The organism is Cytobacillus sp., from assembly GCF_964223445.1.
In the GTDB taxonomy this organism is placed as follows: Bacteria; Bacillota; Bacilli; order Bacillales; family Cytobacillaceae; genus Cytobacillus.
The window spans coordinates 38,387-59,389 of sequence record NZ_CAXQGS010000067.1 but is presented as its reverse complement, the minus strand read 5'-3'; the positions used below and the strand labels follow the sequence as shown (position 1 = coordinate 59,389).

The following is a 21,003-nucleotide window of genomic DNA, read 5'->3' as shown; positions in this document are numbered from 1 at the left end:
ATGTAACCACACCTCTACTAGGGTTGTGCCATATCTATAATTAAATTGATATTAAAAGAGGGATACTATTGACAAGAAGAAAACAGATTCCTTGCCTTTTCCCCGGCTACAGATGGTGCGGTCCCGGATGCAGCGGACCAGATGCCCCTATCAATGGCGTGGATGACTGCTGCAAGGCACATGACAAATGCTGGGGAAGCGGGAGATCAAAATGCAGCTGTGACCAGGAATTCCTCAGATGCCTTAAGCCTAAGACAAACAGGCACGGCGAAGAAGGAACAATTGCGACGATCATTTATATTTATATGAAACTCCAAACCGATTTTACCTGCAGCCGGTTTCGGAAAAGAAGACTGTATTAAAAAGCGGCGCCAGCCGCTTTTTTTAGGACAACTCTATTGCTTTATAAAATGGCTTCGATTAAACTCAAAGGGTGTTGTCTGAATTATATAAAAACTAATACCTTGGAGGAACTATGAAACTGGGAGCATTTTCAGTAAGTCTAAGCGTTAAAGATATTAAGAAGTCAAAGGAATTTTACGAAAAACTAGGGTTTGAAGCACTCGGCGGGAATATTGAGCAAAATTGGCTGATCCTAAAGAATGATAACTGTGTGATAGGCCTATTCCAGGGCATGTTCGAGAAAAACATCCTTACTTTTAACCCTGGATGGAACCAAAACGCAGAAAATTTAGAGGGATTTACTGACATTCGGGAGCTTCAAAAGCAGCTGAAGGAACAAGGGATTCATATCATAAACGAAGCGAATGAGTCAGGTTCCGGCCCTGCAAGTTTCACCCTCGAAGATCCGGATGGCAACGCTATTCTTTTCGACCAGCACAGATAGAATTCCACTTACATAATAAAGCTGAAACAGCAGTACCAATTGGCACTGCTGCTTCAGCTCAAAGCCATTACAACCGTTCATTTCCCCGTTTAAAATTCCCCGTTATCTTCGCCATGATTAATTGCCTGCTCTTTTCATCTTCCGCATCATTCATTTTTTTTAGAAACTTCTCTGCCTCTTTTCCTTTGAGAATTTTCACTTGTTTTCCATTATAATCAAGAAATACTGTGCTATTCTTATTTACCCGAAAACTAAATGGTTCATCATCCAAGCGATTTCTTTTATCAATAGGATCCATTTCCTGCCTCCTTGCTTAACCAAACTATAATATAGAATACTCAACAAGAAAACAGAATTTTATAAATAATACTAATTAAATCAAAGAATATTCTATATGCACTTCAGCAAAATAAAATGTATATAATCATCCCATTGAAGAAATGGAGATCATGTCTATGAGCATTATTTTAGCTCTGCTGGCCGCCGTTTTTGCATCCTTCACAGCCATTCTCGCAAAAATTGGCATTGAAAAAGTTGATTCCAACCTGGCTACTGCAGTCAGGACGATTGTGGTGGTCATCATGGCCTATCTTATGGTTGTCATTACAGGGGAAACGGAAAGCATCTTGACTATTTCTGTAAAATCGTACATATTTCTCGTTCTTTCTGGCCTGACAACAGGCTTATCCTGGATTTGCTTCTTTAAAGCCATTCAGATCGGCGATGTATCAAAAGTAGTTCCCATTGATAAGTCGAGCGTCGTCTTAACCATCCTGCTATCATTTATTATTCTCAGGGAGCCTGCCACAGCTTTGGTCGTTTCAGGGGGAGTCATTATCTCCATTGGAACCTTTGTTTTAATCGGCAAAGACCGGAAAAAGGGCCGCAAGAAGAAAGTATTCAATACAAAATCGTATATTTTTCTCGCAGTCCTTTCTGCTGTATTTGCGGCAGCCACCAATATTTTAGCGAAAATAGGAATTGAAGACGTCGACTCCAATGTGGCCACTTTCATCAGGACTGTGGTTATCATTCTTTTCGCCTGGGGAATTGTGTTTTTTCAGGGGACCTTTAAGGAGCTTAAAAGCATTTCGAAAAAGTCTTATTTATTTCTTTTCCTCTCGGGAGCTGCAACCGGATTATCCTGGCTGTGCTATTTCGGCGCTCTTTCCATCGGAAAGGTTAGTGTCGTCAACCCCATCGATAAATTCAGTGTGGTGCTGACAATGATATTAAGTTTTATCATTTTAAAAGAGAAGCCCTCAATGAATACAATTGCCGGTGCTATTTTGATTACGATCGGAACGGCTCTGCTGATAATCTAGGCGAAAATTAGAGTTAAACACATAAAAAAACGGCTTTAATCCTGAGATTAAGCCGTTTTTTTATGATTTTGCATGGAGATTGGACTTCCCGCAGCCGTTTTTCAGAGCTATATAAGCATTATTGACCCGCTAGTGAAATTTACGTGCGGATAGACCAAATTTACTTTCGGATAAAATATTTTATTTGCACATAGCCCTATTTTACTTGCGGATAAAACTATTTATTTGCACAAAGCATATTTCAACATTCCCCTATCCAAAAGCCTGCGAAGCAATTGCATATAAGGAATGGTTCCTCTGCGGCATAGCTGCTGAATTTTTCATCATGACTGGTGGAGTATTTGCTTTAACAAAACCGCTTCGTTCCAAAAAAGACATAAAATCCGTTCTTCCCTCTGGAACATCAATTCGCAGCTTCCCTTTATGATGTAAAGCCAATTTTGCTGCGATTAAAGCAGCTGTTTCTGAATCAGCTGCTGCAATGGGTCCGAGTATTAAATTGACTGGCCCCTGTATGGATAATCCATACCCAATGATTTCTCCATTATTATTTTTAGCAACAAGACATTGTTTGGACTGGCTGATTCGATTGCGGAGAAAAACGCTTCGCTTATCGCCAAAGGCAGCAGCATCTATTTGGAGGATTTTTGGAAAATCTGCCTGGATAAAGGCTTCAATAGAAATTCCATCTGCAGACTTATCGGAAGCAAACTCATCACAAATAAATTTGTGAATAAAATCCACAGTGATAAAGCCCATTTTTTCATACAAAGGCTTTCCTTCCTTTGTCGCAATTAACATGACAGCAATATCGGCGGGTACACTGGATGCACACGTTTGAGCAGCTTCCTTTCCCAGCCCAAGTCCTCGATAATCCTCATGAACAATAACCATGCCGATAGAGGCCAAATTAGTATCATAACGAATGATAGCTGCACTGGAAACAATCCTGCCCTCAGCATTTTTATGTCCGAAAACTCTGCCGGACCTCAACAGGGTTTCAACCTCATGTTCGTCATAATCCCAGCCAACTGAAGCCGACAGATCAATCAGTCCGGGGATATCTTTCTCATTTAGTTCTCTTAAGTCTAATATCATTGGTTTCTCACTCTATATCCCTTCTGATAAAATATACTCCCTCATTATAATTAAGGATTGCTAATGCATTATCCTTCCTGCTTTCCGCATCCCTTTAATGTATTTTGTAAAACTGCCGGTCCCAGATTACCGGAACGGGAATTGGAAAGGCGCAATTGCACGATTGCATCAGCAGAAAGTTCTGCGGATATTTCGTCAAACTTTCCGGCCAATGGGAAGCCGCCAAACCAGCTTGGCTGATCTTCTTTAACAGGATACATTTTAAATCTCCAGCTGATCACACCAGGTATTTGTGCAAACCCTTCATATTGATCATAATCGCCAAATGCTGAAGGCAAGGGCATCCAGTCAGCGTAGACTCCAATAGCTGTCCGTTCTCTGACAGGACTCCCCGGCATATCTGAATATGGTTTCTTCACTTTAGTTATAAGAGCTGTGCCCTGGATATTCGGGATATCTTTTACAGGCTCCAGCACAATGCTGCAGGGATAGGAAAGAGACGCTGCATGCGCTGCATTTATTTGAAGTGCAAAAAATGCAAAAAATACCGTTAAAATCAAGAATTTATTCATCAGATTTCCTCCATTTCAAAGAGTAATTTTCCCCTTCCTTCTTTTTAAAATTCGGAGGAACCTTTGACTTTTTTAATAGATGAATTTATAATGACCAATGTATCTAATTATTTTAGGAGGATTATTAAAAAATGACACACGCGATGAGACTTCGATTCCCAACTTTGAACCAGTAATTTAATACGTTCAAAGGCTCTGTTTGTGTTAACAGAGTAAACGGGATTAGTCTGTCCTTTTTTAATAATCTTCAGTTCATATTGAAATAGCCCATTTTGGTGTTATTTCTTAAATTGCCAGTTATCTGTGGCAATTTTTGATATGAATGGAAAGGCGGATTTTTCTGCCTTTCTTTTTTTTATGTCTATACGTCTTCCCATAGACAAGCAAAAGGAAGGTTTATTTGCTGACGGCTCCTGATCAGCCCCTAACCGAATAAGGATGGGTCCTCTTCCCTTTACTCTGAATCACAGGCAGATGCCTGTGATTTTTTTATTGAAAGGAAGAAGAAAAATGGAGAATCATGCAAAATATAAAAATTTCGGAAATGCACTTAGATGCCCGCTCTGTGAGAAATCACTGCAGGTTGTTCAAACGAAAAGCCTGATTTGCCCAAACAGGCATACCTTTGATATTTCACACCATGGCTATGTGAACATGCTCAGCCATTCACCGAAAAGCCGTTACAATAAAGCCTTATTTGAAGCCAGGAAGAAAATCATTATGGGGAGTGACCTTTTTAAACTGCTTCATGAGAAGATATCAGCCGTAATTGACACCTATTCCGCCAATTCTGACACCCCTGCCTTTATCCTTGATGCAGGATGCGGTGAAGGATCCCATTTGGATAAAATTTTGGGCAATTCCAGAAACGGAACAGTGACAGGCATTGGCCTGGATTTATCCAAAGCCGGTATTGCTCAGGCTGCAAAAAGTTATAAACATTCAATTTGGCTTGTCGGGGATCTGGCAAAATCTCCTCTGGCAGATCACTCTATGAACATGATTTTAAATATCTTTTCTCCTTCTAATTACAAGGAGTTTAAAAGGATCTTGGCTCCAGATGGGCTTATCATTAAGGTGGTTCCGCGAGCTGCCCATTTAAAAGAGCTGCGGGATGCCATTCATGGAAGCAAAGAGAAAAGTCTTTACAAGAATGATGAAACCCTTTCTCTTTTTAAAAAGTATTTTACTCTTACTGACAAAATCACTGTGACGGATGCAAGAGAGTTGGATAAAAGCGAACGGACACATTTAGTGCAGATGTCTCCGCTTGCCTGGGATTCAAATGAGACAGCTTTAGATGCATTTATCACCAGGAGCAGTCAAATCACCACCGACGCCGATATTTTAATCGGATTAAACCAAAAAGAAAAGAGGTTATAAGAATGGAAAATGTACTTTTTGAATTAGAAAATATAGAAGTGTCCTATTTAGATAGATTAGTATTAAACATACCCCGGCTGGCCGTGCACCAGTTTGACCGGATTGGCATTGTCGGTAAGAACGGGACTGGTAAAAGCACCCTGCTGAAGCTGATGGCTGGACAGTTAAAGCCTGAAAAAGGAATGGTTAAAAGATTTGCTGATTTTGCCTATTTCGATCAGCTGTCAGCGCCAGAAGCGAGAGAAATAGATTATAAACTGGCTGGTCAGCTATCGATTCCTCAAACCGAAATAGAAAATTTAAGCGGCGGGGAAAGAACCAGGAGGAAATTGGCGCAAATTTTTTCCAGCTATTATGAAGGCTTATTAATTGATGAGCCAACCACCCACCTCGATAAGGAAGGCACACAATTCTTTATTGAAGAGCTGACCTATTATTATGGAGCCCTTGTGCTTGTCAGCCATGACCGATATGTGCTTGACAATCTCGTCACGAAAATTTGGGAAATTGAAGATGGTTCTGTGACAGAATATACCGGGAACTATTCTGATTACACGGAACAAAAAGACCTGCAGCGAAAACAGCAGCTCGAGCAGCATGAAAAATTTGTGAAAGAGAAGTCCCGCCTATTAAAAGCGGCTGAGGAAAAAATGAAAAAGGCTGATAAGATTACACAGGCGAATGGGCATATCTCCAAAAAGGAAACAAAGGCCAAAGCCAATAAAATGTTTATGACAAAATCCAAGGATACCAGCCAAAAAGCTGTCCAGCGCGCTGCCAAAGCAATTGAACAGCGGGTACAGATGCTGGAGAATGTGGATGCGCCAAAGGAAGAAATGACGATTCGTTTTCATCAGCAGCCGGCACTGGAAATGCACAATAAATTTCCCATCATGGGCGATCGGGTAACGTTAAAAGGCGGAGAAAGAACACTCCTGAAAGAAGCAAGCTTCCAATTTCCCCTTGGCCATACCATTGCCATTACAGGAAAAAACGGATCAGGAAAAACAACTCTGCTCAACCACATCCTGAATCGCGGCGAGGGCATAACCCTCTCTCCTAAAGCAGTTGCAGGCGCCTATGAACAGATGGATTATCAATTCGATAAAAGCAAAACGGTGCTGGAATATATGAAAGAAAAAAGCGATTATGAAGATAGTAAAATCCGTTCTGTTCTTCACTCCATGTGTTTTACAGGGAATGACCTGAAAAAGGATGTGCGCAATTTGAGCGGCGGAGAAGCTATCCGTCTCGTGCTGTGCCAGCTTTTCCTTGGCAGATATAATGTGCTGATATTAGATGAACCCACAAATTTTCTGGATATTTATTGCATCGAAGCGCTGGAACGGTTTTTAGAAGCCTATAAAGGAACCGTCCTGCTGGTTTCACATGATAAAGTGTTTGTTGAACGGGTGGCTGATTGTGTGTATGCCATAGAAGAAAAGATGCTGGTTCTAAAGAAGAGCTAAAAGAAAAAATTGACCCGACTGCTTTTGCAGGAGGGTCCATTTCTGTAGTCAGGCTGCTTATTTTGCGTTTTGGGGTAATGCAGCAACCGCTTCTATCTCAACTAATTGGCCGCTATAACCCAAAACGGTGACACCTGACAATGTACTTGGAACATCATGAGAACCGAATTCTTCTCTAATTGCCTGCCATGCGGCCACCAAATCTGACTGGTCAGAAGATGCGACGAGGACTCTTGTATATGCCACATCCTTTAATTCAGCACCACATTCCTTTAAGGCAGCTTTCAGGTTATCAACACACAGTTTGGCCTGTTCTTCATATCTGATTCCCTCAGGCACTTTTCCCTCTTGGTCGAGCGGGCAGGCTCCTGCCATAAAATAAAGATCCATTCCAGCAGGAACATGGGAGGCGTAAGCATAGTCAACTGCAGGCAACATCGACGAATGTATTAACGAAATATTTTTCATTTCTAAAATTCCTTTCAAACCGTATTACCTATTTAAATTCTACCTATTTGCATGATTTCCTTTTTAGATAACTGTTATAGGGCTTCCTGACGGGTGGAAATATGGGATGTATATAGATATGATTTTAGTTTTTTCCGTTCTCCAAATGTTTGAATGTCCAAATAAAGCTGTTGAAGAAACTGGTTTTCCTCCTTTGACGCTTTTTTTTTTCAAAAGAGTCCCAGCACAATATATTTTCCTATTGTTAACTGTTTCACCTTTAGAGTTCCTGAAATCCCTTTGTATCTAGCAGGTGGCGGCAATGTGAAAGCCACCTGCAAATGACCTCACTATCCTACTTCATCATTAGGGAAACCAGTCTCCACCATCCATCTCCAAGCTCCCCCGTAATGGACAAGTCGATTTCTTTTCCGCTGCTGCCTCCATCTAAATCAAAATGGAGCCATTTGAATTGTCCCGGTGCCAGCGTTCCGCCTGTCTCAGCAAGCATCTTGTTATCTGAATGAATGATCGTGTTTGCTGAGGTATAAATGGCATCTCCTGTTAGGAAATAAATGCGATGAATACCCGCTGGAATCGCCAGCCTTAACGTTGCTGGAGCATCCCGGCCCACGATCATATCGCGCTGCAGCTCATCCAGCTTATTTCGATCCCTCGCCGAATGGGAAGTTCCGATCCATCCATACCCCTTCGCATTATCCCAAGTATCTTCTGGAACAAAGCGTTTAAAGGACGTAAAGACAGGCGACGTTGAAACTCCGGCATCAAGAGCGAGCAGAAACTCGTCTCCAGCGGGGACAGAGACTGCCTGAACATCTCTTGGCCGGCCAAAAACAGTTGTTTTGCCGGCGTCCACCTCTACACGAAGTCTTTCTGCAGCTGGAACAGCAGCTGGAGGTGTTGCCATTACCTCAACCGTTAATGAAGATTGAGCTTCAATAACCGCAGTCACACTCTCACTCTTCCAGCCCATTGGAACTGGAATGCTTACATGAACTTTCGCTGCTTTTTTCGTCCCATTGCTGAGGGAGACGGTAACAGGGCTTGGTTTTCCTGCTATCATCGTGTTAGCTTGAATGTCTGTTACATCCACTCCGCCTATTCGCATCGCCCCAGCCTTACCATTCTTTACTTCAAAGGAGGCGATGGTGCTTGCGGCAGCCACTGGATTACTAGGTGATGAGACAACTCGATAATCACTTTGCCATGATTTATGTGTGACGTGAAATCGTACATATCCACGATATTCACCATCAAAGAACTTGACATGCGGATTAACCGATAATGCTGCTTCAACCTGATCCTTCCAGCCACAGCCAGAGCTAATCGACGTCCCGACAAACTCGGTAGCAAGTGTCTTGGATTTTGGATCACTGAAATCCTCCTTTAAATCATTTACCCAGCTTGAATGCCAATCCCCGCCTAGAACAATTGGATTGGATGGTCGACGCTTCTTAATAAATTCGAAAAGGCGATCCCGATCTGCCGAGTATCCATCCCACTGATCATGGTTAACACTAATTCCCTCACCTGGATCGTAGTCATATTGAGCCATCATTGTTTGCTGTGCCAGCACATTCCATTTTGCCTGTGAACGGTGAAGATTTCCGATGAGCCATAATCCTTGTTCAGATCCTACCATCGTTCTTTCCGGATTAGAAGCTTCAGGATCAAGCGGACCGCCTGGAAATCCTTTTCCTACTTGATTGTCACGGTATTGTCTTGTATCCAGCACACTGAATTCTGCAAGATCTCCATATGTAAATTTACGGTAAAGAAGCATATCTGGGCCATTCGGTTTGGAGCGGCGCCTTAGCGGCATATGCTCATAATAGGCCTGGAACGCAGCTGCACGCACTGCCAGAAAACGTTCACGCTCTCCTTCCGGATAGTTCGGATCAGAAATATCATTGGACCAATCATTATCTACCTCATGGTCATCAAACGTCACAATAAAGGGGAAAGCGCTATGCGCTGCCTGCAAATCTGGTGATGTTTTGTATTGTGCATGAAGGAGGCGATAATCTGCCAGTGTTTCAGTATCCCCTTTTTCATAAATATAGTCACCAAGGTGGAACACAACGTCCAGGTCCTCCTCAGCCATATTTTTGTAAGCGGCAAAGCGTCCACCTGCCCATGCTTGGCAGGAAGCAATTGCGAATGAGAGACTCTTAAGATGTGAGCCTTCATCAGGAGCAGTTTTTGTTCTCCCCACGGGACTAATTTCATTACCAGCCTTGAAACGGTAATAATACTCTCTCCATGGCCTTAAGCCAAAGACTTCAGCATGCACTGAATGACCTAGTTCAGGCCCTGTAATTTCTTTTCCTCTACGAACAATCTTCTTAAACGCTTCGTCTTCTGCCACTTCCCATTCAACAGAAACATAGCGCTTATCCATCCCTCCATTTCCGTCCTCTGCAAGCGGATTAGGAGCAAGCCTTGTCCATAAAACAACACTATCCGAAAGCGGGTCGCCAGAGGCAACACCCAGCGTAAATGGATAAGCTGAAAAGTCTGGTGTTTCCTCTGCGTTTACTGACGTAATGACAGGCAGCGAAAAAAAGGCTGCAACTGCGGCTGTTTTCCCTGTAACTTCTAAAAAATTTCGGCGAGTCATCTTTTTTGCGGTAATGTCTTTTAACCATTTTTGGTTATTCAATGTACTCTCTCCCTTTTACTAGATTTAAATAACTTTAAACGAGCTGGCAGGAAATTTTTCCAAGCTGACTATGCAGCTTCTAAGCTCGCTTTCTAGCTATTTCGATAACGAAAGCAGCTGCACTTAATAGGTGCAGCCAGAAGGGCGTTTATTTAGCGTCCTTATTTAATTCTTTGTCTTATTTGCTCAATTAGCGCTTCCTCCCTTTCAAAAATAAAGGTTTCTATATTGAATCCACTTTCGTGGAGGTCAATTGACAAAGACAACCGAAGCAGTATAGGCTATTTCCTCATCCTATATTGACTAAAGAGAACAAAAAACCCAAGTATAGCCAGCCCTAAAAAGCATTCCTATGCTTAATAAAACTAGTAACTATACCTGGGTTTTCTCCATTTACTCCACCCTTGGCAGTTAGATAATATGTAATTTTTTACATATAAGTATTCATCATCTACATTGTCATAGTAAAACTTCATTATTAAAACAGTATTGTTATTAAGTAAAATAATTGTTAAAGATTTCTTCACATTTCAACTAGAATTTAGAGTCTAAACTCCATAAATCAGGTTCACCGATCGCTACACCATGTGCTCCAGCCTCTAACACCTCTTTTATCTCATTCGGATTTTTAATTAATCCAGCTGTAATAATAGGACAATCTATTTTTTCGTAAATCTCCCTTATGACTCTTGGCATTAATCCGGGCATAATCTCAATTGCATCAGGCTGTACATTAGATACGTTTCGAATTCCATTTTCATATGCTTGTGTATCCAGCATAAATAAATGCTGGATCGTTAATAATCCCTCTTTTTTAGCAGCCTGAATCAATTGATTTTTTGTCGAAACAATCCCATCTGGCTTTACTTTTTTAGACAAGTACTTTATTCCTTCTCGATCATTCGCTATGCCTTTGATTAGATCAACATGCAGAAAAATAGACTTGTGATACTTTCTGCTTTCTTCAACGCAATGCTCAATTGAGAAAATATCACCTGTCATTAAAAAGATCGTCTCAACAGGTGAAAGAACAGCTCTCTCAATTAATGAGACATCGCGTACGGCAGCTATGATAGGATTATTTTTCACTAAAACTTTTTTCTCCATCACTTCCACCTCCAATAATATGTTTATAGCACTTTGTCATTAAGAAATAGGTACCCTTTTGTAAAAGTTTATTAAGTTTCTGAGTAAACAGAAGGAGGGTAACTGATAGTGTACAAACAGATGGTAAGTGTAAAAAAAATGACAGTGTAATTTATACCTGTCATTTTTCATTAGCATTATTATTAGTAAGGTAAGTACAACCTAATATGGACGTTGGGATAATACCCCATCACAAAGTATCCTTTTTCTATTTTTGAAACCAGGCATCCAGCAGCTCTTGCTCTTTTTCACGAGATATTCCAGCTTTTCTTCCGGAACCCTGTCTCCCTTTCTCCCATTGATATACATCCTGAATTGTATCTTCAAGCGGTCTGAAGGAAAGTCCGTTTTCTATGGCCTTTTTTACGCTGATGCACATGTGCCACGGTTTATCTTCTCCATCTAACGGGAAATGTTCAGGAATCCATAACGGCATTTCAGTCCATGGCTGTATTTGATGATCCAATACAAATTCTTCATCGGCCCAGACAAATTTGGCATTGCTGTTTGTAACTGATTTACATGTATTCAAAAGCTCTTCCATCGTCAATTCATAATCGGGGCCTGTAATATTATACGTTCCAGCTTTGCTATTTTCCGCCATATTAAAGCCCCATGCTGCTATATCTTTCACGTCGATCAATTGAATTGGACGGTCCGGACGTCCCGGCACCGCTATATTTCCGCCTTCCGAGACACGCTGAACCCAGTATGGGAGCCGATCTGTATAGTCAAACGGCCCAACCAGCTGACCTGCCCTGATATGCAGCACTCGCCCCGGCCAATGCTTTTCTGCTTCAGCTTCGCATAACACCTTCAACGCGCCGTAATACTCATAAGGAGAAATTCTGCCTTCCTCAACATCTTTCAATCGATCCTGCGGCATGGACTGTAAATGATAGTCTTCCGTGAGATTGAGCGGAATCCAGTCTTTATATACAGAGATGCTAGAAATGTACGTATAATGTTCGATGCTATCTCCAAGCACTGCTGCGATTTTGTTAATTTGGTGCGGTGCGAATCCGCATGTATCCATTACGGCATCCCATTTTCTGTTTTTGAGCTGCGACACATCACCATCTCTATCACCTGCGAGCTGTTCCACTTCGGAAAACGCTTCTTTATTATTCCCGCGATTGAATAATGTAATATCGTGACCTCTTTTCAAGCCTTCTTCTGCCAGCGCTTTTCCTAAAAAACGAGTACCTCCCAATATTAAAACCTTCATACTTTTCCCCCGTTCACTTTAATAGCTGCAATAAATACATTCATCTTATATAACGTTTTTCCTTCCAAATAAGATACGGAGAGTATTAAGAAATATGGGAATTTTGGTAAAACATTTTATCTATAAGCTATTTATTCCTGCATCCTTTTTACAATTGGGAAACCATAAACATGGTTTCCCTCAATAGGATCAGTTAAAATTACTCTTTAATGATCACTTTCTCCTTCAGTACTTCTACAGCAATATTCCTGGCCTCCGTACCTGTTCCATCGATATTCACCGCAAACACCCATGTGCCCTTCCCTGTTTCAATAAAACCAACGTACCAGCCCAGTCCCATGTCGGACAGCCTTGTCCCCGTTTTGCCATGCAGTATGAAATGATCCTGTTCATCCTGAATCATCATTCTCTTGACAGTTTTTTGATTTTTCTCTGTAAAAGGCAGCTTCTCCTCCACAAGCTTTTCTATAAAATCAGCTTGCTCTGCTGCGGAAATTTTCAGGCTGCTGTCCAGCCAAAACGCATCAATCCCACCGGAAATATCCTGGTTGCCATAGTCTATCTTTGAAACGTACTCTTTCATGTTCTTTTCACCAATCGTTCTCGCCAGGTCCTGATAAAACCAGATAGCTGATTCCCTCATGGCAGAAGCCAGCGAATGGTCCCGGTTCCAGCTTTCGAATTCGCGTTCAACTCCATCCCATCTTTTCACTTCGTATTCATCCCTGACAGCGGCAGTTTCCAGCCCGATCAGGGCATTTGCGACCTTAAAGGTTGATTCAGGCGTCAGTCTCTCTTTGCTCCTCTCCTTGTTGTAGACATAAACCTTGTCATTCTTAAGATTTTTGAGGACCATGGTGCCCTCTGTTCCTGCAAAAGCTTCTTCAATGTGCAGGTCTTTTATGTTTTCTTGTCCGCCTGATGCCCCAGCTCCTGTACCCGTCAGCAGCAGCAGCAGCACGGAAAGGGCCGCAATACCCGCTCTTCTCATCCACTTCATCTTTTCTTCCTCCTTCATAAAATAGGATTTCTGTCATGATGTCAGCTCTGTATTTGTCACTTATACTATAAACAGCATGATGGATACAGAAAAGAACAGTTTTGGCCATCTGTACCCATACAAATCAACGAGAGGAGTGTAAACTTGGGCACTAAATATGATGAAATCATAGGAGAAATCCAATCCAGATTGGCTGATGAACGCTTGAAATCCGGAGAAAAGCTCCCTTCCATCCGCAGCTTTGCAAAGGTATACAACTGCAGCATCAACACTGTACTGAAAGCTTACAGTGAATTGGAAAAGGCCCATCTGATTTACTCTGTGCCAAAAAGCGGCTATTTTGCGGTAGGCACCGATTTGCCTAAAAAACACAAACCTGCAATCATTGACTTTGTCTCAGCAGGACCGGATAAAAGCAAGATGCCATACCGTGATTACCAGCACTGTATGAATCAGGCAATTGAGCTTTATAAAGAGGAAATGTTTCAGTATTCCCATCCCCTCGGTTTGCCGAGTCTTCGGCATCAGCTTTCAGCTCAGCTTCAGGATCTGCAGGTTTTCGCCCCGGCCGAAAGAATTGCGGTGGTATCCGGCTCCCAGCAGGCTCTGGATCTCTTGATCTCACTCCCTTTTCCCAATAATAAAAAAGAGATCTGCTTAGAGCAGCCAACCCACTTCAGTTTCATAGATTCCATCACTTCCCGCGGCTTGAAGCCTATTGGCATAGAGGTGAATCAGAATGGCATTGACCTCCATTACTTAGAAAAGATATTCAGAGAACGAAGCATCAAATTTTTCTATACTGTTTCCAGATTCCAGAACCCCACAGGCTGCAGCTACTCCAACCGGGAAAAAAAGGTGATGGTCGAGCTTGCTCAGAAATATGATGTCTACATAGTGGAGGATGACTATATGGGAGATCTTGATACAAGAAAAAAGGCAGATCCCATGTTTGCCTATGACCCTTCCGGGAGAGTCATTTACACAAAAAGCTTTTCGAAGGTTTTGCTGCCAGGGCTGCGATTAGGATTGGCCGTTCTTCCAGAAGCCTTAATGAAAAGTTTTACACAAGCCAAATTTGCAGCGGACGTCCATACACCAGTCCTCACACAAGGAGCACTTGAGATTTACTTAAGCAGCGGCATGTTTAAAGCTCATATTGAAAAACTCCGGCGTCAATACAAGAAAAAGGGCACCATTCTCAAAAAGGCTTATCTGGAGCATTTGCCCCCCAATACTGCATTTACTGGCGGGGATTCGGGATTCTATTCGACAGTTGTCCTCCCGGGCAGAATGAAAGCAAAGCATCTTGTGAAGCATCTTGAAAAGAAAAATGTATTGGTTCAGGATGCTGCACCAATGTATCTTCCAGAATATCTAAAGGAAAATAGAATTCGATTGAGTGTCTCTCAGGTCGAGGACCAGAAAATTGGAGTTGGAGTGAAGAAGATCGGGGACGGGATTCGTGCGTTAACCTATTCTTATATCTAAAAGGTAAGCTTAAATATGGACTAGCCGCCACCGCCCAAAATGACATGACCCCCGATTAACAATCATATCTATAATGATGGGGTTCCAATATCCATAAAAGGAGATGGTTCGATTGAATCCTTATTATTATTATCCATATTATCGGGCAACTGGCTGGGAAGATATATTAACACTGCTGCAGCAAAGTTTATATGCTGAGGAAATGGTTTGTTCCATGAGTTCTGAACTTTTTCATATTCCAGAGACCAAAGATTTAAAAGGAAATGCAGAGATGCACAACCACCTCGTTCCGGCTTCGTATCACCGCGTTACCGCTGTTGGATGTGCACATAGACTAGTAAATGGAGAACAGCGGCAATCGATTATCACCACAATGGCGGCTTGCATCGTGAATGCGGAAAATCAGGATAAAAAGGTGCGGGAAGGACTAAAAACGATGGAGGAAAATGCAGGTCCAGAGTATAAGGCGTTTATAAGTTTAATCATCAGATGGCAGGACCAGGCAGAAAATTACCTCTCTCAAGCTAAAGAAGCTTTGCGAACGATGGGTGTAACTTTTCCTTCAGCTGGAAGCGGACCGGAGAACTCAGAATATAATCTTTATTAATGAATAAGGAATCCAGCCACTGCAGGTACAGAGGCAAGTATGAGGTAAATTTGAGAAGGTATAGAAAGCTCAGGGATACTGAGCTTTCTATTGTTTCAGCATAGTTTTTATTGTTTTAAAACAACTTCACGCCCTATACTTCCAGACGTCTTCCTCTTCCCCCTAAACCAGGCAACCACAATCGCCGCAATCAGTGTAAATCCCAGGTATCCCATCAAAGGATAAACCGTCCCTACCAGTGTAATGAAGCCTGCGAAACTGGCACCGAACGCTGCTGCACCAAATAATACGGCAAAAAGATTGAATTTAGGATTTTCTCTTTTCACGACCCTGGCCGTGAAGGCATACAGCATACCAACAGCTGTGTTGTAAATCATGCCCAGCAATACAACGAACATCAATAATCCAAACACAGGTGAAATTTCATTGGCGAGAGCAAGAATTGGCATGTCTGAGCCACCCACCACATCCATTTTGACCAGCATGGCTGCATTGATAAGCAAAATAAGTATACCCAGTCCAGCACCGCCCAGGATGCCGCCTACCCCTGCCTGCTTTTCATCTTTCGTTGTTCCGCCCATGACAGCCAGCATCGCGGCCCCAGCCGCAATATTGTAAGAAACATATAATAGTCCGCCCATAAACCAGTTGGAAGCGGCAGGCGTTTGGCTTTCCGCCAGTTTCTGAACTTCCGATAAATCCACCCCCATCGTGCTGAGGGCATAACCGCCAATGATCACCACCATGATTAATAGAAATGGTGTGACCAGGCTGATAATCGATATCACTCTTTGGATATTCAGACAAACGGTCAGGATCGTTAACACGGCCATGATGATATTCCCCGCCATGCTCGGGATTCCGAATTGCTCTTCGAAAATGGATCCCGATCCCGCAAGCATGACAGCTGCCACCCCAAAAAGAAAGAAGGTAATGATGAAGTCGACAGCCATCCCCAGATACCTTCCGCAAATATGATATATCACGTCTTTGTGAGAATCTGTCTGCAGACGGCTTCCAAGCTGAGTTAAATTCATGCCAAGAAAAGCAAAGAAAAAGGTTGCAAGTATGGCTCCGGCAATCCCCATCCAGCCAAAGCCCGTGAAAAACTGCAAAATCTCCTGGCCTGAAGCAAATCCCGCTCCGACTATGACCCCAATAAAAGCACCGGCAATTTGAATACTCTTTTTCATTCTGATCCCCCTTTTATATATTTGAATTTTTTGACAATTTAACTTAAAAGAGAAAGAGAGAATCTCTCTCTGAGCCCACTCGCGGTTATTTATTCGACTTCAGCGGAGCTATTCCTGGCGTTGTGTGACACTCACATTTGACTATCTGACTTAAGCGGAGCTATTCCTGACGTTGTGTGCCACTCGCGTTTGATTACCCGACTTCAGTGGAACTATTCCTGGTCTGGCGTTGGGTGCCACTCGCGTTTGTTTTTCCGACTTAAGCGGAGCTATTCCTGGGGTTGAGTGCCACTCGCGTTTGATTTTCCGACTTCAGCGGAGCTATTCATGGCTTAAAGTGCCACTCGCGTTTGATTATCCAAATTAAATGGAACTATTCCCTCCAATGAGTGCCTCTCGCGCTTGATTATTCAGCTTGCTTAAGAAAAGCTTTTTTCAAAAACAGTAAACTGTTTAATGGTCTCATAATTTGGTTCATATCCCAAGCCTGATTTATCAGGAACCTTAATCATTCCCTCTTCAACAGTTACTTCAGGGTCAATCAGATCCTTCTCCCAATAGCGGGATGATGCGGCTGTGTCCCCTGGCATAATAAAGTTGGAAAGTGTGGTTAAGGCAATATTGTGCGCCCTGCCAATTCCGGATTCCAGCATGCCTCCGCACCATACCGGAATGCCACGCTCCTTGCAGAGATCATGAATTCTCCTGGATTCTGTCAGCCCCCCAACCCGACCGATTTTGATATTAATAATTTTGCAGCTTCCCAGTTCAATCGCCTTGCGCGCATCATCATAGGAATGAATGCTTTCATCGAGGCAGACAGGCGTTCTGAGTTCTCTCTGAAGAACGGCATGATCAATAATATCATCTGATGCCAGCGGCTGTTCGATCATCATTAAATCGAATTCATCCAGCTGTTTTAATAGTTCGATATCTTCAAGGGTATATGCTGAGTTTGCATCTGCCATAAGCGCTATATCCGGGAAATGCTTTCTCACTTCCCTCATGACCTCAACATCCCAGCCTGGCTTGATTTTCACCTTGATGCGCTTATAGCCTTCCTCTACATATTCTCTAATAAGGTTCAGCAGGTCATCAACACGATCCTGAATCCCGATGCTGATGCCAACCTCAATTTCATTAGCTGTTCCGCCAAGGGCCTTTGCAAGCGAAATTCCCTTTTGCTTGGCATATAACTCCCAAACCGCCCCTTCGAAGGCTGATTTCGCCATATTGTTTTTCCGTATGTAGGAGAGAGTTTCCGAAACCTCATCAGGGTGTTCGATTTCTTTGTTTAATAGATTCGGGATGATGAAATCTTCAAGCATATGCCAGTTTGTTTTCAGCGTTTCTTCGTTATACCATGGTGAATGAAAGGCAACAGACTCTCCCCAGCCGCTCACACCATTTTCGTCCTTGGCTTCCAGCAAGAGAAATTCTTTATCCTGAAACGTGCCGAAGCTTGTTGTAAATGGAGCTTTCATTCTCATTTTCATATGCCGCAATACGACTTCTGTCACTTTCATATTCATTCCCGCCTTTTCCTGTTAGTTGAGTTTAAGCTGATTCCTCTGAACGAATACATAATAATGCACCGGGCCTTCCAGCCCTTTTTGAAATCCTGCCATGGCGTACCCTTTAGAAAATAACTCCTGAAAAATCCTTCTTGTTTTAAAGCGCCAATCGATCGCAAGCTCGAAATTCTTATTTTTAATAGTCTGGAAGTTTGCCGGAATTGGAACTAGCACTGGACCGGCAGCAGCATCCCATTCAGTATTTAATAAAACAGGAAAGTCATCCTCCGATACTCCCCAATCGTAGGGATTCTCTGCGTGCGCTGTTTCAATGCCCAATGGCTCCTCCACATGTGAACTGGTGATCCACCATTCTGCCTTTAAACGGTCTGTCGGCAGCCCATGGTTCAGGCTATCATCCATATCTCCGTAGCAATTCTCCACATATGTGGAACAAACCGCATTCAGCTTGGAAAGATTCAGGTAAGCATTCCGGCTTTCAAGCGGATCAAAAGTCCAGGTGATCAGGTCATAGCCCATCCCGGAAGCCAGTTCTTTTTGTTTCTGCTTCAATAATGCCCCCATTCCCTTATCCTGGTGGTCAGGATGAATGCCCAGCATATGGGAGCATAAATAGCCTTTGCCCTTGTGAAAGCCGGGAAATCCGTAGCTGAATCCCACAAGATCATCTTCAATAAATGCCCCGAGGAGCAGCCCTCCGTTCTGGGCAGCTGTGATGGTTTGATGAACCGGAAGGGGAGCCATATTCCAGATTGTCTTCTCCAGCTTTTGAATGAGATTCATATCGGATGCTGTCTTTAATACTCGTACATCCATTGTCACAGCAGCCATCTTCACTCCTCCTTTTCCAAAGTGGCCATTACCGCTTTGGCCAGTATTTCCATTCCCGAGTAAATCGCTTCCCGATTGAACGTCATGTCCGGATGATGAAGCCCCGGCTTTAAATCACAGCCCAATCCGAGCATCGCGGCCTTAATATTCGGCTTCTTGAGAGTATAAAAATGGAAGTCCTCCCCGCCTGAAGTCAAGATTGGCTCCCTTAATTGTCCGGCTCCAAGGACATCAATTATGGCCTTCTCCAGAAAATGCTGAGCTTCCTCATCAACTTCAGCTGCTGCCACATTCGCTTTTGTCTCAAGAGTAATCTTGACTCCATACAGCTTGGATAAATACTCAGTGATCGTCTCAATTTTTTCTGCCAGTGCATGAATGACTTCATTTGTTTGTGCCCTCAGATCCAGGCTAAAGGATGCTTTTCCCGGAATGATATTGCCTGAGTCACTGCCGGCATGGAATTTGGTCATTTTAGCCGTATGCGGAACCATCGGATCCAAATAAATATTTTTAATTTCATGGATGAAAGAAGCACCGATCTCGATGGCATTCTGCCCAAGGTGCGGGCGGGCCCCATGGGCATCTTCCCCGATAATTTCCCCGGTCAGAAATCTTGCAGCACCATGGTAAATGGCTGCAGACGCTTCTCCATCCCTTATTTCCTGGATTGGCCTAAGGTGTACACCGTACAGGTAATCCACATCATCCAGCACGCCATGCTCAATCATTTTCAGGGCACCAGTGCCCTTTTCTTCAGCCGGCTGGAAGATGAATTTCAGTTTGCCTTTTTTAGGAAAGCCTGCCTTTTGAAGCAGCAGCATGGCCCCAACCCCCATTGTCATGTGGGCATCATGTCCGCAGGAATGATTAGCCTGGAACTTGCCGTCCACCTCCTGCCAAAGTGCGTCCATATCCGCTCTAAGCGCAACGCATGGACTCCCTTCCCCCACTTCAACAGCCAAACCAGTGCAATCCCCAAACAGCTGAACCTGGAACCCCCGGCATTCCAGGAATTTTTGCAAGTACTCAGTGGTTTTATATTCCCTCCAGCTCACTTCCGGGTTTTCGTGCAAATGATCAAAAACCATATCCAATGCAGGCTTAACCTCTTTAATAATTTCCTTCAATCCATCTTCCCTCCCGGCTGAATAAAAAAATGTTCACTTTCAAGCTTTTCATATTGCTCTTTCCTTGTTTGAAACCGGTCACAGTCTTGAATGGATACACCCGCAATCACCGCATTCAGAAAGGAAAAGAGTGCCGGCGCCGCATCAATCGTCGATTTTTCCGATGAATGGATTTGAAAAAGCAAGTCGGCATGCTCCTTAATCGGCGCGATAGCTGAATCTGTTATGCCAATTACAAATGCTCCCTGCTTTTTCGCCAGTTCCGCCATTTTAATCGTATCTTTCATGTAGCGGTCAAATGAAATGGCAATGAACGTGGCTTCTTCATCCATTTCAGTGATCGTCAGCAGCAGATCATCCGTATCCGGCCGGATCAGCTTCGCATTTCCCCTAACAACACCAAGGGTAAAAGAAAGCCAGCTTGCTGCCGCAAAGGAAGACCGCAGACCTGTAACATATATTTTTTTCGTTTGGATCAAACGCTCCACTAAAACATCAAAATCGTCCTGACTTATATTCTGAATCGTTTCCCTGATATGGAGACAATCCTTTTCCATCACACTCGCAAGGAACTCCGGCTTTTCTGCCAGTTCCACCTTGCTGGTAAAATACTGACCAAGTGTGCTATTCGCCTTCAATAGCTGTTCCCTTACCATCTTCTGCAGCTCCGAATACCCGGAAAGCTGAATGGAATAACAAAATCGAATGACTGTCGTTTCACTGACCCCGATTCTCTTGCCGATCTCACCGGCTGACTTCACGGCGAATTCCTTTGGATGATCGAGCAAATACTTTGCTGCCTTCTGCTGTCCTTTGGAAAGGTTATTAAACTCTTTTTCTATTGTTTCTGTTAATATCATTAGACTCACCTTAAATCAATGAAGTTTATGCTTTTTTTTTATATTTTTGAAGTCTGAACTTCGTTTTAACTAAACTATCACATATCCCCTTGGAAAACAATAATAATTCTGAAAATTTTATAATTAAAAATGACACCCGCACGGATGCCAATTTCAAT

The 21,003-nt window shown here is 42.9% G+C and carries 21 protein-coding genes; 8 read left to right on the top strand and 13 right to left on the bottom strand.

Annotation, left to right across the window (positions count from 1 at the left end; genetic code table 11):
* Nucleotides 1–68: 68 nt before the first annotated feature.
* Together ACEQ1T_RS13015 and ACEQ1T_RS13010 are read left to right on the top strand one after the other, a co-directional pair.
* The gene (locus tag ACEQ1T_RS13015) at nucleotides 69–362 is read left to right on the top strand and encodes a phospholipase (RefSeq protein ID WP_370223251.1); all 294 of its coding nucleotides are present in this window, start codon (nucleotides 69–71) and stop codon (nucleotides 360–362) included.
* A 113-nt stretch (nucleotides 363–475) separates the two neighbouring features.
* Nucleotides 476–847: a VOC family protein gene (locus ACEQ1T_RS13010; RefSeq protein ID WP_370223250.1), complete on the top strand. Its 372-nt coding sequence runs from the start codon at nucleotides 476–478 to the stop codon at nucleotides 845–847.
* 67 nt (nucleotides 848–914) lie between these two features.
* Here the strand turns inward: ACEQ1T_RS13010 and ACEQ1T_RS13005 are convergent, their stop codons facing one another.
* Nucleotides 915–1,145, bottom strand: a complete 231-nt coding sequence (locus ACEQ1T_RS13005; RefSeq protein ID WP_370223249.1) for a hypothetical protein — start codon at nucleotides 1,143–1,145, stop codon at nucleotides 915–917.
* Between the two features lie 157 nt (nucleotides 1,146–1,302).
* On the opposite strand from ACEQ1T_RS13005, the gene ACEQ1T_RS13000 reads away from it, so the two are divergent.
* Nucleotides 1,303–2,172 carry an EamA family transporter gene (locus ACEQ1T_RS13000; RefSeq protein WP_370223247.1) on the top strand — a complete coding sequence of 290 codons (870 nt, stop codon included), beginning with the start codon at nucleotides 1,303–1,305 and terminating at the stop codon, nucleotides 2,170–2,172.
* Between the two features lie 252 nt (nucleotides 2,173–2,424).
* Here ACEQ1T_RS13000 and ACEQ1T_RS12995 read toward each other — a convergent pair whose 3' ends face one another.
* Nucleotides 2,425–3,270: a GNAT family N-acetyltransferase gene (locus ACEQ1T_RS12995; RefSeq protein WP_370223246.1), complete on the bottom strand. Its 846-nt coding sequence runs from the start codon at nucleotides 3,268–3,270 to the stop codon at nucleotides 2,425–2,427.
* Nucleotides 3,271–3,338: 68 nt separating this feature from the next.
* On the bottom strand, nucleotides 3,339–3,842 hold the full coding sequence (locus ACEQ1T_RS12990) for a hypothetical protein (protein WP_206844456.1): 504 nt from the start codon (nucleotides 3,840–3,842) through the stop codon (nucleotides 3,339–3,341).
* Between the two features lie 131 nt (nucleotides 3,843–3,973).
* Here ACEQ1T_RS12990 and ACEQ1T_RS12985 point away from each other — a divergent pair, with 131 nt between their 5' ends.
* From ACEQ1T_RS12985 to ACEQ1T_RS12975, 3 genes are all read left to right on the top strand, one after another.
* Nucleotides 3,974–4,018: an erythromycin resistance leader peptide gene (locus ACEQ1T_RS12985; RefSeq protein ID WP_142301762.1), complete on the top strand. Its 45-nt coding sequence runs from the start codon at nucleotides 3,974–3,976 to the stop codon at nucleotides 4,016–4,018.
* Between the two features lie 334 nt (nucleotides 4,019–4,352).
* Complete coding sequence (locus ACEQ1T_RS12980; protein ID WP_370223245.1) at nucleotides 4,353–5,225, top strand: putative RNA methyltransferase; 873 nt, start codon at nucleotides 4,353–4,355, stop codon at nucleotides 5,223–5,225.
* A gap of 2 nt (nucleotides 5,226–5,227) precedes the next feature.
* The gene (locus tag ACEQ1T_RS12975) at nucleotides 5,228–6,694 is read left to right on the top strand and encodes an Msr family ABC-F type ribosomal protection protein (protein ID WP_370223244.1); all 1,467 of its coding nucleotides are present in this window, start codon (nucleotides 5,228–5,230) and stop codon (nucleotides 6,692–6,694) included.
* Between the two features lie 57 nt (nucleotides 6,695–6,751).
* On the opposite strand, the gene ACEQ1T_RS12970 is transcribed toward ACEQ1T_RS12975, so the two are convergent.
* The 5 genes from ACEQ1T_RS12970 to blaOXA form a co-directional block, all read right to left on the bottom strand.
* Complete coding sequence (locus tag ACEQ1T_RS12970) at nucleotides 6,752–7,162, bottom strand: RidA family protein (RefSeq protein ID WP_370223242.1); 411 nt, start codon at nucleotides 7,160–7,162, stop codon at nucleotides 6,752–6,754.
* 334 nt (nucleotides 7,163–7,496) lie between these two features.
* On the bottom strand, nucleotides 7,497–9,824 hold the full coding sequence (locus ACEQ1T_RS12965) for an alkaline phosphatase (RefSeq protein WP_370223241.1): 2,328 nt from the start codon (nucleotides 9,822–9,824) through the stop codon (nucleotides 7,497–7,499).
* Nucleotides 9,825–10,358: 534 nt separating this feature from the next.
* Nucleotides 10,359–10,931 (bottom strand): glycerol-3-phosphate responsive antiterminator, encoded by a 573-nt coding sequence (locus ACEQ1T_RS12960; protein WP_370223240.1) that lies wholly within the window; start codon nucleotides 10,929–10,931, stop codon nucleotides 10,359–10,361.
* 247 nt (nucleotides 10,932–11,178) lie between these two features.
* Nucleotides 11,179–12,198: an SDR family oxidoreductase gene (locus tag ACEQ1T_RS12955; protein ID WP_370223238.1), complete on the bottom strand. Its 1,020-nt coding sequence runs from the start codon at nucleotides 12,196–12,198 to the stop codon at nucleotides 11,179–11,181.
* A gap of 199 nt (nucleotides 12,199–12,397) precedes the next feature.
* Nucleotides 12,398–13,198: a class D beta-lactamase gene (gene blaOXA / locus ACEQ1T_RS12950; RefSeq protein ID WP_370223237.1), complete on the bottom strand. Its 801-nt coding sequence runs from the start codon at nucleotides 13,196–13,198 to the stop codon at nucleotides 12,398–12,400.
* A 144-nt stretch (nucleotides 13,199–13,342) separates the two neighbouring features.
* Here blaOXA and ACEQ1T_RS12945 point away from each other — a divergent pair, with 144 nt between their 5' ends.
* Nucleotides 13,343–14,689 (top strand): PLP-dependent aminotransferase family protein, encoded by a 1,347-nt coding sequence (locus tag ACEQ1T_RS12945; protein ID WP_370223236.1) that lies wholly within the window; start codon nucleotides 13,343–13,345, stop codon nucleotides 14,687–14,689.
* A 112-nt stretch (nucleotides 14,690–14,801) separates the two neighbouring features.
* Entirely contained in the window at nucleotides 14,802–15,296 is a 495-nt protein-coding gene (locus ACEQ1T_RS12940; RefSeq protein ID WP_370223234.1) for a hypothetical protein, read from the top strand.
* 107 nt (nucleotides 15,297–15,403) lie between these two features.
* On the opposite strand, the gene ACEQ1T_RS12935 is transcribed toward ACEQ1T_RS12940, so the two are convergent.
* The 5 genes from ACEQ1T_RS12935 to ACEQ1T_RS12915 all read right to left on the bottom strand — a co-directional run bounded on the left by ACEQ1T_RS12935 (nucleotide 15,404) and on the right by ACEQ1T_RS12915 (nucleotide 20,845).
* Nucleotides 15,404–16,489, bottom strand: a complete 1,086-nt coding sequence (locus ACEQ1T_RS12935) for a hypothetical protein (RefSeq protein WP_370223233.1) — start codon at nucleotides 16,487–16,489, stop codon at nucleotides 15,404–15,406.
* Nucleotides 16,490–16,908: 419 nt separating this feature from the next.
* Nucleotides 16,909–18,015 carry an o-succinylbenzoate synthase gene (gene menC / locus ACEQ1T_RS12930; protein ID WP_370223232.1) on the bottom strand — a complete coding sequence of 369 codons (1,107 nt, stop codon included), beginning with the start codon at nucleotides 18,013–18,015 and terminating at the stop codon, nucleotides 16,909–16,911.
* Nucleotides 18,016–18,036: 21 nt separating this feature from the next.
* Nucleotides 18,037–18,855 carry a GNAT family N-acetyltransferase gene (locus tag ACEQ1T_RS12925; RefSeq protein WP_206844426.1) on the bottom strand — a complete coding sequence of 273 codons (819 nt, stop codon included), beginning with the start codon at nucleotides 18,853–18,855 and terminating at the stop codon, nucleotides 18,037–18,039.
* A gap of 2 nt (nucleotides 18,856–18,857) precedes the next feature.
* Nucleotides 18,858–19,985: a M20 peptidase aminoacylase family protein gene (locus ACEQ1T_RS12920; RefSeq protein ID WP_206844424.1), complete on the bottom strand. Its 1,128-nt coding sequence runs from the start codon at nucleotides 19,983–19,985 to the stop codon at nucleotides 18,858–18,860.
* A complete protein-coding gene (locus tag ACEQ1T_RS12915; RefSeq protein WP_206844422.1) occupies nucleotides 19,982–20,845 on the bottom strand; it encodes a MurR/RpiR family transcriptional regulator in 864 nt (287 codons plus the stop codon). The genes ACEQ1T_RS12920 and ACEQ1T_RS12915 overlap by 4 nt, the downstream gene beginning before the upstream one ends.
* Nucleotides 20,846–21,003 lie beyond the last annotated feature (158 nt).